The sequence below is a fragment of the Komagataeibacter xylinus genome, from assembly GCF_009834365.1.
GTDB lineage: Bacteria > Pseudomonadota > Alphaproteobacteria > Acetobacterales > Acetobacteraceae > Komagataeibacter > Komagataeibacter xylinus_D.
Map to the genome: position 1 here is coordinate 3,349,348 of NZ_CP041348.1, position 14,509 is coordinate 3,363,856.

Genomic DNA, 14,509 nt, shown 5'->3' on the forward strand with positions numbered 1-14,509 from the left:
CCGTTAGATTGCGAATCTAACAATGTTAGTTTTATGGATTCAGACCATGAAAACTTCGTACGATGTATTGGTTTCTGGCGCAGGTCCCGTGGGTTTGTGGCTTGCCTGCGAGCTGAAGCTTGCCCAGATCGATGTCGCGGTGCTCGACCGCCGTCCTGCCCGCACGACTGAATCCCGTGCACTGGCCATACATGGGCGGACATTGGAAATGTTCGGGCTACGGGGCTGTGCGGAAGACTTTCTTGAAGCCGGTCGGAAAATTCCGCTGATGGAATATGGAGCACTGGATACGCGGCTTGCATTTTCCTCTTTTGAAAGCCGCTTTCCTTTCACCCTGTTTCTTCGTCAGACCAAAACGGAGGAATTCCTGGAAAAGCGCGCTTTGGCTCTCGGTATCCCCCTGCTGCGTGAAACCGAGGTTACTCAGGTCGAGCAGAATGAAGCAGAAGTGCATGTAACCACATCGCGCGGGCCATTTTCTGCCCCCTGGCTGGTTGGAGCCGATGGTGCGCGCAGCCTGGTCCGGCATCAGGCCGGGATTGGCTTTGACGGTTTTGATGGTCGTGTCACCGCGATGCTTGGAGATGTCGTTCTGGCGAAGCCGCCAGAGGAAGGCGGCGTGCTGTCGATGGTGACGTCTCGCGGCGCCCTCATGATGTCTCCGTTGGGCGACGGTGTGCATCATCGGGTTATCGCCATTGATGCGGAGCGGTCGTCGGTGGAAAAGGATACACCGCTCACCGTTGCAGAGCTGGCATCTGCTGCATTGAAAATCTCCGGCAAGGATTATGGAATGGGCGAAGCGTCCTGGCTGTCCCGCTTTACGGATGCCACGCGTCTTGCGTCTGCTTACAGAAAAGGGCGTATCCTGCTGGCAGGAGATGCCGCGCATATTCACGCCCCGATGGGCGGCCAGGGACTGAACGTTGGTTTGCAGGATGCCATGAATCTAGGCTGGAAGCTGGCCATGGTCGTCAGAAAGCAGGCTCCTGACAACCTGCTTGACACCTATCATTCCGAGCGTAGACCGGTTGGTCAGATGCTGTTTGACAACACGCTGGCACAGGTTGCCCTGGCAACCAGCTTCACGCCGCCAAATCTGTCATTGCGAAATACAATGAATGACATCCTGTCTTTCTCCGACGTAAACAACCGCCTTGCTTCGGAGATTTCGGGATTTGGTATCGCCTACGGATACGACAAGGTTGTACCTGAAACCCTACCGGCGCATCTGGTTTCCGGTAAGCGCGTTCCGGATGTCGATCTGGTTGTCGAGAATCAACCAGCGACACTTTATGGATGTATGGAAAAGGGTGAATGGGTGCATCTGGCATTCAGTCCCGAAGAACAGGATGTTCCAGAATGTCCTGAATGGCTGGATCCAAATATTATAAAGCACATCACGGCCTACCGCGTTGATGACAGCCCCGCTTTTTCCGGTGTTTCATCTGTATTGATACGTCCAGATGGCTACGCTCATAGCGTAGCAATGGCGTAAGCAGAATACCTGCCTGCATGCTTCGGGCCTGATAGTCCGGGCCGTTCGTAATATTCCGCATCCAGGTATCCTACACCGAATATTACCATTCCATAAGAAAGCCCTGAAACAAATGACAGACACATTGAATACCCCGGCTCCTTCTGAATCTGTGGACCACGGTGTTTCCCGTTTCTTTCGCAACCAGACCTTTCATTTCCAGACCCTTCGCGCTCTGAATGATATTGCGGCCAATGGTGCCGATCTCAACGAAGTGCTGACAGCAATCAGCGCTATCCCGGATGGCGATACAAAGGCCTGGTTTGACGCATTTTCCGCACTGGCTATCCGCACTGAAGAGCGGATTCCCGCCTGCGCGGATCGGCTCAGCAATGGCCATGCCTGGCTCCGGGCTCATAATTACTGGCGCACTGCCGAATTTCTTCTCCGTTCCGACGATCCGCACCGCAAAATCGCCTGGACACGGGAAATCGCCGCTTTCGATAATGGACTGAAACTCGCTGGCATCGCCTGCGAACGTTTTACCGTTCCCTATGGAACCGGTCACCTTCGCGGCATCCTCTATCCAGGGCCTGACGGATGGCAGAAAAAGCCGCTAATCGTGCTCGTTGGCGGGTATGATTCCACGCTGGAAGAGTTGTATTTCGTTCTTGCCAAAGCCGCATATGACCGCGGTTACGGCGTCCTCACCTATGAAGGTCCCGGCCAAGGCGGCGTTCTGCGCGAATATGGTCTCACTTTTACTCCGGAATGGGAAAAACCCACTGCTGCAATCCTGGATTACTTTGAAGCCACACAGTTCCGTCCGGAGAAAACTGTTCTTGTTGGCATGAGTATGGGCGGCTACCTTGCGCCCAGGGCTGCCGCCTTCGACCCACGCATTTCCGGCGTTGTCGCTTACGATGTCCTGTTCGATATGGGCAGCATTGCAGACCGCTACGCCGCCCTCGCACAGAACCCTGATGCCGCGAAAAACCCTGATCTGGTCTGGGCTGTCGATAACGCCTGCTGGACCCTCGGCGTCAGGACCCTGTCAGAAGCGGTCGAGGCCATAAGGCCCTATACACTCAAAGACGTGGCCAGAAAAATTACTGCTGACGTCCTGATTTTCGTTGGTGAACATGACCACTTCGTCCCTGTCTCTCAGGCCGATGATTTTACAAAGGCCTGCACCGCCGCACGATCTATCGAAACAGTCACCTTCGACACCCTTTCCGGTGGGGCCGAACACTGCCAGCTCGGCGCCCAGACGCTCTGGCACGCTGCTTTCTTTAGCTGGATGATCCAGAAATTCGGCTGAGCCGGTATGCGAAGCCTTTATGTATGAAGCTGACGCACCCGATGATTTCATGGGTCGGGTGCGTATTTCTACAAGATAAAGCAGGCCCTTACATGATGGGAAAATCGCTCGGTCCATGTCCGCTTCGCGATGCATCAATTCGGCCGCTATTTGCCTCTAATGAGGCTGCTACCATTTGCGTCGTCAAACAAACAGGCGACCTTAGGCGTAAGCTTTTCGCTTCTCGCCTATGCTGGTTTCCCCAGATGTTCCCGCATCCATTTGCTCTCCTCGCTGGGGCTGCGATGGAAATGGCGCCTGAAGTCCCGGCTGAACCGGGCGGAGCTGGCCCAGCCGACTTCGGCGGCAACAGCAGCCATCGGCCCCTTACGCCGCGCGATCATCAGCCTGACTTCGTGCAGTCGCAAAACCTTGATATATCGTCGTTTAGAAAGTCATTCACAATCCCGGACTAGGGCCTGTTAGGCCTTGATGTAGTCTGCTGTAGCAGCGATGAAAATGACGGAAAGAAAGGACGCGGCTGTCTTTTCGTATTGGGTCGCGACAGCCCGCCACTCCTTGAGCCTTGCCCACAGGTTTTCGAACAGATGCCGGTGTCTGTAAGCCCATTTTGGACAGGTGACTTCTGGATCATTCTTCCTTGGCGGGATGACAGGACGAGATCCCCGGTTCCAGAGATATTCACGGAATTAATGCGAGGCATACCCACGGTCACAGACGACATAGGTCGGTGGGTACGGCAGATCGTCGAGCAAGGAATAAGCGGATGGCAGTTCATGTGCCTGTCCGGACGACAGTGTGAAGGACAGCGCCCTGCCATGTCCATTCGCGGCTACGCAGACCCTGGTGCCAAAGCCTCCACGTGATCGGCCAGGCACCTCACGATCCCTGAGGCATCCTCTGTATCCCCCTTTTTGGCGGTCCCGGCCGCTTTGTGATGGGCACGGATCGTCGTGCCATCGAGAAAAACCATGCCGAGGGCCTGATCTTTGCCTTTGACCTTTTCAAAGAGGCGCTGCCACACCCCAAGCTTCGACCAGCGAATGAACAACTGTGCGGCAATCCACCAGGGACCAAACCCAGATGGCAGAGCTCGCCATTTTGCACCGTTCTGATGGCGCCAGAAAATCGCAGATATCGTCCGTCGAAGGTTTTTCGGTGGGGTCTTGCCCTTCGGGCGCACTTCCTCGATCAAAGGCTCCCAGACGGACCATGCGGTATCGGAAAAGACAGACTGCATCATGCTCATCATAAACAGTTATGCAGTCCGTTCTGTCATTCAAGGTCTAACAGGCCCTACAATCCACGCCGACGCCATTCATACCTGGGCGGCATCAGCCCCCTCGCTTTCGAAGCAAGGGTGGCGTAATCACTTCCTGACCGGCACAAAACCGTTACAAGTCCAGTTGGCGCTCACGCATTTTTCCGCATTGCCCCCGTTCCTGCTGGGCACGCGCGCCATCGCAACCCTGCCGCTCCATGCGGCAGGAAGCATCGCCGCCTTTTCGGGGCTGCGCGTCTGTCCGGTTCCGGTTGAACTCGGGCGCTACGCGGTGCTGCTGCTGTGGCGGCGCACGGCGGATAATCCGTGGATGCGCCACGTCATCCATGATGCCTTCCGTACGGCGCTGCCCGATGCGTCGCCATGAAAAACGGCCGGGCCTGTCAGGTCAGGTAATCCTTCAGGCGGTAATAAGCACCCACGACGGGCAGAAAATGCTCCGCCACGCCATACATGGGAATGGGCGGCCAGGACATGCCGCGCAACGGGTTGGCCTCTGGATGGCCTGCAATGACATCGGCCATGCGCTGGCCCATATAGACCGACATCTGGGTGCCATGCCCGCTATAGCCCATGGTGTAGAAAACGCCATTCCATTCACCCGCGCGCGGCAGGCGGTCGACGGTCATGTCCACATCCCCGCCCCAGCAGTAATCCAGCCGGATATCGGGCAGTTGCGGGAAAGTGGCCCTGATGGCGTCACGAAGCATTTCACCACTTCTGATATCCGACTTGCGGTCGGATTTGGAGAAACAGGCGCGACCACCGAAAATCAGCCGGTTATCGGCCGAAACACGGAAATAGTTATGGATGTTCTGCGTGGTCACCACATTGCGGTGCCCGGGCATGAGGCCGGTGATGGTGGTGACATCCAGCGGCTCGGTCGCCACGATAAAACTACCAACCGGCATGATGCGCCGCCTGAAGAAGGAGGGCCCGTTGCGGCTTATCCCCGTAGCCATGAGCACGGCACCTGCCTCGATTACGCCATAAGGGGTGGTGACACGGGTTACCCTGCCTTCGCGGCGCAGGCCGGTCATGGGCGTATTTTCAAAAATCCGCCCGCCAGCCCCAAGCACGGCCTGTGCCAAGCCAATGCCGAAGCGCCCCACATGCATCTGGGCGCTGTGCGGGTACAGCAGGCCGCCAAAGAACTGCGACGACCCGATTTCCCCCCCCAGTTCCCCTGCTTCCAGAATGCGCGCATCGGGGTCGACCTGTAAGGCAAGCCGGGCCTGATCCGCGCGCAGCACGTCCATGTGCTGGGCGCGGCTGGCCAGCTTCAGCTTGCCACAGCGGCGGAATGAACAGTCGATCGCATTTTCCGTAACAATGGTCTCGACCGTATTGACCGCCTGGTTGAAGACTTCATACAACCGCGCCGCCGTCGCCTCGCCCAGCTTCCCGCAGGCCATGCCGTAATTGCCCGCAAGGCCATTATTGACATGACCGCCATTGCGGCCCGAGGCCTCCCCGATCACCGGCCCCCGGTCGATCACGACAACGGACGCACCAGACCGCGCCAGCCTGAGGGCCGCGGACAGGCCGCTGAAACCCGCCCCGATGACAACCACATCCGCCTTGCCCGGCAGGGCCGCGTGCGATGTGCCCACAAAGGCCGGGGCGGTATCGAGCCAGTAAGAAGTCAGCTTCATGGAAAAACAGCTCCGAATGCCATCAGGCAATAAGAAATCAGACATGATGCGGCAGGCAAAGGCGCCACTTTACCTTGATGACGGCGCGCGGCCGGATCAGTACCCCATCTTGCGATTGACCAGGCCCACCGGGGTCTCACCATTAAGGTAGCGGCGAATGTTATTGACAATGGCCATGCCCCCGCTTTCCGTGGGTGTGGCACTGGCGATATGGGGCGTGATCAGCACATCCGGCCGGTCCCACAAGGGGTGATCGGCCGGCAGGGGCTCGGGGTCGGTCACGTCCAGAATGGCGGCGGAAAGCTGCCCCTCATCAAGGGCCGCGATCAGGTCATCGGTCACGAGATGCCGCCCCCGCCCGCACTGGACCAGGCTGGCCCCACGTGGCAGCCGCGCGAACAGGTCACGGTTCAGGATGCCTGCTGTCTGTTCGGTCAGCGGCAGCAGGCAGACGAGGATATCAGTCGAGGCGATGAATTCCGCCTGCTCTGCCTCACCGGCAAAGCACCGCACCCCGTCAATCTCACGCGCGGAGCGGGCCCAGCCCTGTGTCACGTATCCCATATCACGCAGGACACACGCCACCGGCACGCCAAGCTGGCCCAGCCCCATTACGCCAACACGAAACGCCGAGGCCGCCCGCACCGAGTGCGCCTGCCACACATGCGTACGCTGCTGGCTGACATAGCGCAGCATGTCACGCTGGATGGCACGGACGGCAAACTGCACATACGCCACCATGCCTTCGGTCAGGCTGGTTTCGATCATGCGCACGATCTGGATGTGCGGCGGGATCGCGGCCAGATCGAACTGGTCGATCCCGGCCCCGACCGAAAACAGTATCTTCAGGTTGGGAAAGCGTTCGACCAGGTTGTCCGGTGGCACCCATGCCGCAAGGTATTCCACCTCGGCCGGGTCACCGATATCGGGCCAGACACGAAAGGGGATATCGGGCAGGTGACGCGCAAACTGCTGCTGCCATACCTGGGCCCGCTCAGCGGTAGACTTGATGACAAATGACACGTTTCTGCTCCTTACCCAAAAGCCTGGCTGCACAGGGCGAAACGCTGCATCGGGCTGGCGCCCGCATTACCGTAGCTGCCATCAGTGCTCATGGCTGCAACAGCATCGACCCGCAACAGGCCGATTTCGTCAAGCCAGCGCGACAGCCCGCAATCCTGCGCGATATCAAGGCGCATGAACTGCCCCGCATGGCTCCCGATCCAGTAGGCGATCATGGCGGCGGCGTAATCGGTGCTGGTGGCCATGACCGGCCCCACCACCATGCCCCAGCCGAATTTGCGGCAGAAGGCGTAACCCGCGATCTCTCCCTCCTGGTCCACGATCACCCCCCTGGCCGTTGCCAGCAGGGCAGTCACCAGTTGGCGGCGATCCATGCCACAGGCCTGGGTATCACATGCCACGATGGCCTCAAGATCGTTCTGCCCGGCCGGGCGCAGGCGCACGCCCCCGGGCAGGGCGATCAGGGGCTGGGCGGCGGCATTGCTCTGCCGCTGCTCGACAATGCCGCAGGGGCGAAAACCCATCTTCTCGTACAGCGGCACGCCGGTAGGTGTTGCGTTGAGGTGAATCACCACGCCGGGCAGCGCATTGCGCGCCTCGATCATGAGCCGCTTGCCGATACCGTGCCCCTGCCAGGCATCCGCCACGATCACCATGCCCAGCGAGGCATGCCCCGCGCCATACCGCCACCACATGATGGTACCGATGATCGCGCCCGTATCGGTCACGGCCACGCGCCCCTCCCCCACGGAAAACATGAACTGCCAGTCCTCAAGACGATGTGGCCATGACAGAGCCTTCGACAGCGCGTACCCGGCTTCAAGGTCGGCCTCATGCATGGGCCGGGTTTCGATCCGGGTCAGCAGGGCGGAATCAGTCATGGTCATATCCCATCATAACGATCATTGTCCCGGTTTCACGGGCTTGGGGTGGCGGGTTCAGGCCCGGGGCGCACCCATGTGGAAGCTCTTGAGTTCCAGGAATTCGTCAATGCCCGGATGCCCGCCCTCGCGGCCAAGGCCGGACTGTTTGACGCCCCCAAACGGTGCTGATTCCATGGAAATGGCCCCCGTATTGAGGCCCACCATGCCGAATTCCAGCGCTTCGCCCACCCGCCAGGCGCGGTCGAGGTCGCGGGTAAAGAAGTAGCTGGCCAGGCCAAACGGCGTGCCGTTGGCCATCCGCACCGCGTCTTCCTCCGCGTCGAAACGGAAGATGGGCAGGACCGGGCCAAAGGTTTCCTCCGAGGCGATGCGCATTTCGGTCGTGACATCAGTCAGCACCACGGGGCTGACAAAACAGCCCGCGACGCTGATGGGGGCGCTGACGTAACGCGCGCCCTTCTCCAGCGCGTCTTTCACATGCGCCTCGACCTTGGCCACGGCGGCGGCGTTGATCAGCGGTCCCATGGTGACCCCCGCCTCCAGCCCGTTACCTACCTTAAGCGCCGCCACCGCCTGCATCAGGCGTTCGACAAAGCGGTCATGAACGGCGTTGTGCACGAACACGCGGTTGGCGCAGATGCAGGTCTGCCCGGCATTGCGGAACTTGCTGGCCATGACGCCTTCAACGGCAAGTTCGATATCCGCGTCCTCGAACACGATGAAGGGCGCATTGCCGCCCAGTTCAAGGCTCAGACGCTTGATGGTGGCGGCGGACTGTTCCATCAGGATCGACCCCACGCGGGTCGATCCGGTAAAGGACAGCTTGCGCACGGTCGCGTTGGTGCTGAGTTCGATGCCCACGGCATCGGGCATGCCGGTTATTACGCTGACCAGCCCGGCGGGCACGCCCGCGCGCTCACCCAGAACCGCGACCGCAAGGGCGGAAAACGGCGTGAGTTCGGAAGGCTTGACCACCATGCTGCACCCGGCGGCAAGGGCCGGCGCGCATTTGCGCGTGATCATGGCGAGCGGGAAATTCCACGGCGTGATCGCCGCCGTCACGCCAACGGGTTCCTTGAGCACCAGCACATGACGGCCCGGCGTGGGGGGCGCGAGGATGGCGCCATCGATACGCCGCGCCTCTTCGGCAAACCATTTGAAGAAGGAGGCCGCGTAACGCACCTCGCCACGCGCCTCGGCCAGCACCTTGCCCTGTTCGATGGTCATGATCCGTGCCAGGTCATCGACATTGTCCAAGATCAGGTCATGCCACGCCATCAGGATGGCGGCGCGCTCGGCGGGCAGGCGCTGCTTCCATTCAGCCTGCGCGCGCGCGGCGGCCTCGATGGCCTGGGTCGCCTGCGTGCGCGTGCAGGCGGGCACATGGCCAATGATCTCGCCCGTGGCGGGGTTATCAACTGCGATGCGCGCGCCATCTGCGGCATCCCGCCACTGTCCGGCAATATAGGCCTGCTGGCGGAACAGGGACGGATCAGAAAGAGTCAGGGTCGTCATGACGTACCTCTTCAGGACTATGGATGACAGGAAGCACGGTGCATTCCGATGCCCCGCTGGTGGCAAGTTCCGCGCTGTTCCTGAAACACGCGACATGCCCGCCATCCGGCAGGGCCTGCACGGGCACCGGGCCGTTATCGCAGGTGCCGGGCAGGCGCCTGTCGCAACGCGGGAAGAAACGGCACCCCTGCGGGCCGGATACCTGTGCTGGGGCCGGATCCGTCGCCTTGCGCCGGGCCACCGCCCCGGCCAGCCATCCCGCCTGCATTTCCGGCACGGACGAGACCAGCAGCCGCGTATAGGGGTGGTGCGCGCCGGTGGTCAGCGACTGGCTGCTGTTATGCTCCACAACCTTGCCACCATACAGCACCGCCACATCATCACACACGGCCCGCACCGCATGCAGGTCATGGGTAATGAAGATGTAGGATATACCCAGTTCGCGCTGCAGTTCAGCCATCAGATCAAGGATGGCGGCGGCCACAACCGGATCGAGGGCCGCGGTAATTTCATCGCACAGCACAAGGTCAGGCCGCGCCGCCAGCGCACGGGCAAAATTGACGCGCTGCTTCTGCCCGCCCGACAGTTCGCCGGGCAGGCGGTCCAGCAGCGCATGGGGCAGGCGCACCATGTCAAGCAGGCGGGCCGCCTCGTTGCGGGCCTCGGCCCCCTTCAGCCCGTGAAAGAAGGTCAGCACACGTTCCAGGCCCGCCCCGATGCGCCAGGCGGGGTTAAGCACCATGTCGGCATTCTGCGCCACGATCTGCAACCGGCGGCGCTGTTCGCGCGTGCGCCGGGCAATGGCGGGGTCCAGTGCCTCGCCGCGAAAGGTGACCTGCCCCGCGGACCATGGCTGCAGGCCCGAGATGGTGCGCGCCAGCGTGCTCTTGCCGCAGCCTGATTCCCCAATGATGCCCAGCGTGCCGCCACGCGGCACCGGCAGGCTGACCTGATCGAGAATGCGCCGCTGCGGCAGGCCCGCCGCGTCCGGTCGGCCATAACCGACAATGACGCCCGACAGGTCGAGCACCGTATCAACCGCCTTTCGGGCCGCGGGCATGGATGCGGTCGCACGCGCCGGGATGCGGCATGCCCCCACGAGTTCGCGCGTATAGTCATCACGCGGGTTGCCCAGTATTTCGGCCACCGGGCCGCTTTCACGTACCTGCCCGTGGCGCAGCACCACCGCATGGTCGGCAATCTGGGCCACCACCGCCAGGTCATGGGTCACGTACACGCCGGTAATGCCACGGTCGGCCAGCACGCTACGGAAGGCGGCAAGCACCTCGATCTGGGTGGTGACATCAAGGGCGGTTGTCGGCTCGTCGAACACGACGATTTCAGGGTCGGTCACCAGCGCCATGGCCGCCATGAGGCGCTGGAGTTGCCCGCCCGAAAGCTGGTGCGGATAACGCGCACCAATCGTTTCGGGTTCGGGTAGCGCCAGCGCGCGGAACAGGCCGATCATCTTGTGCTCGGCCTGCGCGCGCGTCATGGCCCAGTGCACGCGCGCGGGTTCGATGACCTGCTGGCCAATGCTTAATGCCGGGTTGAACGCGGTGCCCGCGTTCTGCGCCACATAACTGATGGTCCGCCCGCGAAACGCCCGCAGTTCGCCCGCCGTCATGGTGGTGACATCATGCCCGGCCACCGTGATCCGCCCCCCGCTTATGGCACAGCCCGCGCGGGCATGGCCCAGCAGTGACAGGGCGATGGTGGTCTTGCCCGACCCTGATTCCCCGATCAGGGCCAGCATCTGCCCTTCGGCCACGTCCAGGCTGACATCGCGCACGATGGGCACCGCCGGTCCATGCCGGCGGCGGCCCACGATCTCCAGGTTGCGCACGGAAATCATATGCGTCATGAACGCCGCCCCGCCGTTCCGTCCAGCACCATGTTGATGCCTACCGTCAGCACCGCGATCACGATGGTGGGCAGCACCACCGCCACGGCGCCATAAACCAGCCCCAGCACATTCTCGCGCACAAGCGAGCCAAGGTCCACCAGCGGCGGTTGCACGCCCAGCCCCAGAAAGCTCAGGTTGCTCAGCAGCAGTACGGCATAGATGAAACGCAGCCCCACATCGGCCAGCAGCGGGCCGCGCATATTGGGCAGGATTTCACGCCAGATGATGAACAGCCGCCCCTCGCCCCGCGCCATGGCCACCGTGATGTAGTCCATCCGCGCGATGCGCAGGGCCAGGGCACGGCTGGTCCGGTAGGCGCCGGGTGTGTAGATCACCCCCATGGTCAGCACCAGTGCGACAAGCGAGTCACCAAACGCCGCGATGACCAGCAACGCGCAGAGCAGGCTGGGAATGGACAGGATGCCATCCATCAACCGCCCCGCCACCTGTTCCACCCACGCCGGGGTGGCCGTGGTGGCGACACCGAGCAGGATACCACACCCGCATGAAAACGCGGTGGACAACGTGCAGATCAGCACCGTGTAACGCACTGCATACAACAGGCGGCTGCCCAGATCGCGACCCAGATAGTCCGTGCCCAGCCAGTGCCGGTGCGATATGGGGGCGAAGACCTGCGTATCGATGATCTGGCCCGGCGCGTACGGGGCCAGGAGCGGGCCAAGCAGGGCCAGCACCAGCCAGAACCCGAACAGCACGCCCACGCGCTGCGTGGCCGAAGGCAGTGACAGGCGCGCCTTCATGCCCCGCGCCCCTTCGGCACCGAGGCCAGCGCCACGATATCGGCCAGCGTGGTCAGGAACAGGTAGGTCAGGCAGAACAGCAGCGCGCAAGACTGGATGATCGGCACGTCACGCAGCATGACGGAATCCACCATCAACTGCGCCAGGCCGGGATAGTTGAAGATGGTCTCGATCACCACCACCCCCCCCAGCAGCGACGACAGGCTGAGCGCTATGGCGTTGGCCACCGGCCCGATGGCGTTGGGCAACGCATGGTACAGCACGATCCGTATGGGCGGCACGCCCTTGAGCACCGCCATTTCGATATAGGGGGCCGAAAACACATCGATCATGCACGCCCGGATCATACGGATCATCTGCGCCATGGTGATGCTGGCCAGCGTGCTGACCGGCATGGTGAAGGTCAGGAAGAACTGGCCCACCGAATGGATGGAGCGGATATCGGACAGCGCGGGCACGATACGGAACTGCACGGCGAACACGAACACCGCCACCGTCGCGATCAGGAAAGCGGGCACCGACACGATACCCAGTGTCAGTACGGTCATCACCCGGTCGAAATACGTATCGCGCCACGTGGCGCAAGCCAGGCCCAGCAGCAGCGCCAGCGGCACCGACACCATCGTGGTCGCGCCCGCCAGCAGCAGGGAGTTGTACAGGCGCGGGGCCAGCATCTCGCCCACCGGGCGGCCCGTCAGCAGCGACGTGCCCGGATCGCCATGCAGCATGCCCGCGCACCAGTGCACGAAGCGCAGCCACAGGGGCTGGTCCAGATGCAGGCTGTGACGCAGGGCCTGTGCCGCGGCAGGGGTTGCGTTCTGCCCCAGCAGCATGTCGGCCACATCACCGGGCAGCGCCGCCGTCATGAAAAAGATGGCCACGACCACAAACACCAGCGAGCACAGCGTCGTGCCGATGCGGCGCGCGACCAGACGTGCCAGACCCGCGTTCATGCCGCGCCATCCGCAAGCCAGACATGGCTCAGGAAATCATAGCCCATCAACTGCCCCGCCTGGCTGGGGCGCAGGCCACGCACGCGGGGGCTGAAGGCATCAAGGCTGGTGGTGAAGGCAGGCAGGCAGATGCCCGCGCCTTCATGGATCATCACCTGCATGTCGTGATAGATCCGGCGCCGCGCGGGCTCATCACGCTGGCGGCGCGCGTCAAGCAGCAACTGGTCGAAACGCGGGTCATGCCAGCGCGATTCATTCCATGGCGCGGTCGAGGCGAAATTGAGCGCGAAGGTCATGTCCAGCGAGGGACGCGGATTGGTGTTACCAAAACCCATGGGGGTTTTCATCCAGTATTCGGTCCAGTAGCCATCGGCGGGCATGCGGCGGATCGGCAGGTCCATGCCGATCTGCTGGGCGGCATATTGCAGCACCACCGCAATATCGACCGAGGCCAGCGCCGCAGGCGAACACAGCACCGGCACCCCTGATTCCATCACCCCCGATTTCCTGAGATGAAAGCGCGCGCGGTCGGGATCGAACACGCGCTGCGGCAGGTCGGCTGCGAAATACCGGTTCTCAGGGGCGATCGGCTGATCATTGCCCAGCCGGGCGAACCCCATAAAGACGGAATCGCGCACCTGCTCGCGGTTGAACAGGTATTTCATGCCCGTGACGAAATCCTGCATCCGCCCCGGCCCCTGATCCAGGCGAATGGCAAGGTCGGTATAGGTGCCGACCGGACTTTCCAGCAGACCGAAGCCCCGCCCGCGCAGCATCCGCACAAGCCGCGGATTGACCGAGGCGATGATATCCACATCACCCGACAGCAGGGCGTTGTGCCGCGACATGTCATCAGAAATGCCGATCATATCCACGCTGTCGAGCCACGGCGCGGGACCACCCCAGTAATCAGGATTGCGCCGGCCCGACGTACGCACGCCAGGCGAAAATTCGGTACAGATGAAAGGGCCGGTACCATTCTCACGCGAAAAATCGGCGGTGCCATCACGCACGATGCAAAAGCCTACCAGCCCCAGCATGGACGGAAAATCCACGTTCGGGCCGTTGAGGGTGACCTGCACCTCCAGCGGGCCGGTGGCTTTTATCTCGGCCATTTCCTGCGCCACGGCGCGCTGCTGCGAGGCCGTGGCGGGGTCCTTGTGCCGCGCAAGGGAATACACCACATCGGCGGCATTCAGGGCCGCGCCATCATGGAAGGCGACGCCCCGGCGCAGGGTGATGTGCCATGTCCGCAGGTCATCGCTTTCGATGCGTTCGGCCAGCGCGGGGCGCGGCGTCATGTCCGCATCCAGCGTGACCAGCCCGTCATAGAACATGTGACCGCGTATGTAGTCGGTCGCCAGCGCAAAGCGGGCGGGATCAAGCGTATCGGCGGTCGAGGCGGCAAGCCCCGCGAAATTCAGGTGCCCGCCCCGGCGCGGCGTCTCACCGCTGACAGTCTGCGCCCGCGATGCACGGGTCGGCAGGGCCGCCGCCGCCAGCCCGGCAGCCGCCAGCCGCAGCACCTGCCGCCGGCCGGGGCCACCTGTCGTACTGGCGTCAGCACGACACCGCCGCATCAGGAAACGGCACCCTTTGGCGGGGCGACCCGCCGACATGACCCGCCCGACGCGCATGCGGGGATCGTCTCGGTCCAGATGCTGGCAGGTATGATGCTGGCAAGTTTCATGAAACGCGTCCCTGCAGGTGCGGCAATGGCGGGTGGGGGGGG

General features: G+C 62.2%; 12 protein-coding genes and 1 pseudogene. 3 read left to right on the forward strand and 10 right to left on the reverse strand.

Features of this window, described 5'->3' with window-relative positions; translation table 11 throughout:
* Positions 1–46 precede the first annotated feature (46 nt).
* A complete protein-coding gene (locus tag FMA36_RS15980) occupies positions 47–1,498 on the forward strand; it encodes an FAD-dependent monooxygenase (RefSeq protein ID WP_159263266.1) in 1,452 nt (483 codons plus the stop codon).
* Positions 1,499–1,610: 112 nt separating this feature from the next.
* The gene (locus tag FMA36_RS15985; protein WP_159263268.1) at positions 1,611–2,798 is read left to right on the forward strand and encodes an alpha/beta hydrolase family protein; all 1,188 of its coding nucleotides are present in this window, start codon (positions 1,611–1,613) and stop codon (positions 2,796–2,798) included.
* A 227-nt stretch (positions 2,799–3,025) separates the two neighbouring features.
* Here FMA36_RS15985 and FMA36_RS15990 read toward each other — a convergent pair whose 3' ends face one another.
* Positions 3,026–3,214 (reverse strand): helix-turn-helix domain-containing protein, encoded by a 189-nt coding sequence (locus FMA36_RS15990; protein WP_276612618.1) that lies wholly within the window; start codon positions 3,212–3,214, stop codon positions 3,026–3,028.
* 45 nt (positions 3,215–3,259) lie between these two features.
* Positions 3,260–4,038: pseudogene (locus tag FMA36_RS15995) on the reverse strand (IS5 family transposase).
* A 190-nt stretch (positions 4,039–4,228) separates the two neighbouring features.
* Between FMA36_RS15995 and FMA36_RS16000 the strand changes: the two are divergent.
* Positions 4,229–4,447 carry a type 2 periplasmic-binding domain-containing protein gene (locus tag FMA36_RS16000; protein ID WP_240906418.1) on the forward strand — a complete coding sequence of 73 codons (219 nt, stop codon included), beginning with the start codon at positions 4,229–4,231 and terminating at the stop codon, positions 4,445–4,447.
* 16 nt (positions 4,448–4,463) lie between these two features.
* On the opposite strand, the gene FMA36_RS16005 is transcribed toward FMA36_RS16000, so the two are convergent.
* From FMA36_RS16005 to FMA36_RS16040, 8 genes are all read right to left on the reverse strand, one after another.
* Entirely contained in the window at positions 4,464–5,735 is a 1,272-nt protein-coding gene (locus FMA36_RS16005; protein WP_159263272.1) for an NAD(P)/FAD-dependent oxidoreductase, read from the reverse strand.
* 96 nt (positions 5,736–5,831) lie between these two features.
* Entirely contained in the window at positions 5,832–6,758 is a 927-nt protein-coding gene (locus FMA36_RS16010; RefSeq protein WP_159263274.1) for a 2-hydroxyacid dehydrogenase, read from the reverse strand.
* Between the two features lie 11 nt (positions 6,759–6,769).
* The gene (locus FMA36_RS16015; protein ID WP_159263276.1) at positions 6,770–7,639 is read right to left on the reverse strand and encodes a GNAT family N-acetyltransferase; all 870 of its coding nucleotides are present in this window, start codon (positions 7,637–7,639) and stop codon (positions 6,770–6,772) included.
* Positions 7,640–7,696: 57 nt separating this feature from the next.
* A complete protein-coding gene (locus tag FMA36_RS16020; RefSeq protein WP_159263278.1) occupies positions 7,697–9,157 on the reverse strand; it encodes an NAD-dependent succinate-semialdehyde dehydrogenase in 1,461 nt (486 codons plus the stop codon).
* A complete protein-coding gene (locus FMA36_RS16025; RefSeq protein WP_159263279.1) occupies positions 9,135–11,021 on the reverse strand; it encodes an ABC transporter ATP-binding protein in 1,887 nt (628 codons plus the stop codon). Before FMA36_RS16025 ends, FMA36_RS16020 begins: the two co-directional genes overlap by 23 nt.
* The gene (locus FMA36_RS16030) at positions 11,018–11,824 is read right to left on the reverse strand and encodes an ABC transporter permease (RefSeq protein WP_159263280.1); all 807 of its coding nucleotides are present in this window, start codon (positions 11,822–11,824) and stop codon (positions 11,018–11,020) included. Before FMA36_RS16030 ends, FMA36_RS16025 begins: the two co-directional genes overlap by 4 nt.
* Entirely contained in the window at positions 11,821–12,777 is a 957-nt protein-coding gene (locus FMA36_RS16035) for an ABC transporter permease (protein ID WP_159263282.1), read from the reverse strand. Before FMA36_RS16035 ends, FMA36_RS16030 begins: the two co-directional genes overlap by 4 nt.
* A complete protein-coding gene (locus FMA36_RS16040; protein ID WP_240906419.1) occupies positions 12,774–14,414 on the reverse strand; it encodes an ABC transporter substrate-binding protein in 1,641 nt (546 codons plus the stop codon). Before FMA36_RS16040 ends, FMA36_RS16035 begins: the two co-directional genes overlap by 4 nt.
* Positions 14,415–14,509 lie beyond the last annotated feature (95 nt).

Bases quoted from the DNA above. Each gene is read 5' to 3' on its own strand.
- FMA36_RS15980 (WP_159263266.1), top strand. From the start codon at position 47: ATGAAAACTTCGTACGATGTATTGGTTTCTGGCGCAGGTCCCGTGGGT.
- FMA36_RS15985 (WP_159263268.1), top strand. From the start codon at position 1,611: ATGACAGACACATTGAATACCCCGGCTCCTTCTGAATCTGTGGACCAC.
- FMA36_RS16005 (WP_159263272.1), bottom strand. From the start codon at position 5,735: ATGAAGCTGACTTCTTACTGGCTCGATACCGCCCCGGCCTTTGTGGGC.
- FMA36_RS16015 (WP_159263276.1), bottom strand. From the start codon at position 7,639: ATGACTGATTCCGCCCTGCTGACCCGGATCGAAACCCGGCCCATGCAT.
- FMA36_RS16020 (WP_159263278.1), bottom strand. From the start codon at position 9,157: ATGACGACCCTGACTCTTTCTGATCCGTCCCTGTTCCGCCAGCAGGCC.
- FMA36_RS16025 (WP_159263279.1), bottom strand. From the start codon at position 11,021: ATGACGCATATGATTTCCGTGCGCAACCTGGAGATCGTGGGCCGCCGC.
- FMA36_RS16030 (WP_159263280.1), bottom strand. From the start codon at position 11,824: ATGAAGGCGCGCCTGTCACTGCCTTCGGCCACGCAGCGCGTGGGCGTG.
- FMA36_RS16035 (WP_159263282.1), bottom strand. From the start codon at position 12,777: ATGAACGCGGGTCTGGCACGTCTGGTCGCGCGCCGCATCGGCACGACG.
- FMA36_RS16040 (WP_240906419.1), bottom strand. From the start codon at position 14,414: ATGCGCGTCGGGCGGGTCATGTCGGCGGGTCGCCCCGCCAAAGGGTGC.